The organism is Mesobacillus maritimus (assembly GCF_023715205.1).
In the GTDB taxonomy this organism is placed as follows: domain Bacteria; phylum Bacillota; class Bacilli; order Bacillales; family Cytobacillaceae; genus Mesobacillus_B; species Mesobacillus_B maritimus_C.
Map to the genome: position 1 here is coordinate 1 of NZ_JAMBNR010000108.1, position 368 is coordinate 368.

General features: G+C 50.3%; 2 tRNA genes and 1 rRNA gene. All 3 read right to left on the reverse strand.

Annotation, left to right across the window (positions count from 1 at the left end):
• Positions 1-50: 50 nt before the first annotated feature.
• Positions 51-126, reverse strand: a tRNA-Thr gene (locus M3182_RS25840).
• 30 nt (positions 127-156) lie between these two features.
• Positions 157-232 (reverse strand) — tRNA-Val (locus M3182_RS25845).
• A gap of 9 nt (positions 233-241) precedes the next feature.
• Positions 242-357: ribosomal RNA gene (rrf, locus tag M3182_RS25850) — 5S ribosomal RNA — on the reverse strand.
• Positions 358-368: the final 11 nt, after the last annotated feature.

Below are 368 nucleotides of genomic sequence, written 5' to 3' on the forward strand. Positions count from 1 at the left end.
CTGATTAAAAGTCAGATGCTCTACCAACTGAGCTAATGGCTCGTACAAAATGGTGCCGGCCAGAGGACTTGAACCCCCAACCTACTGATTACAAGTCAGTTGCTCTACCAATTGAGCTAGGCCGGCATTGAAAATCATTTCACTGTGAATAAATAATGGTGGAGGATGACGGGCTCGAACCGCCGACCCTCTGCTTGTAAGGCAGATGCTCTCCCAGCTGAGCTAATCCTCCAACATATAAGCCTGGCGACGTCCTACTCTCACAGGGGGAATCCCCCAACTACCATCGGCGCTGAGAAGCTTAACTTCCGTGTTCGGCATGGGAACGGGTGTGACCTTCTCGCCATCGTCACCAGACTATTTAATTA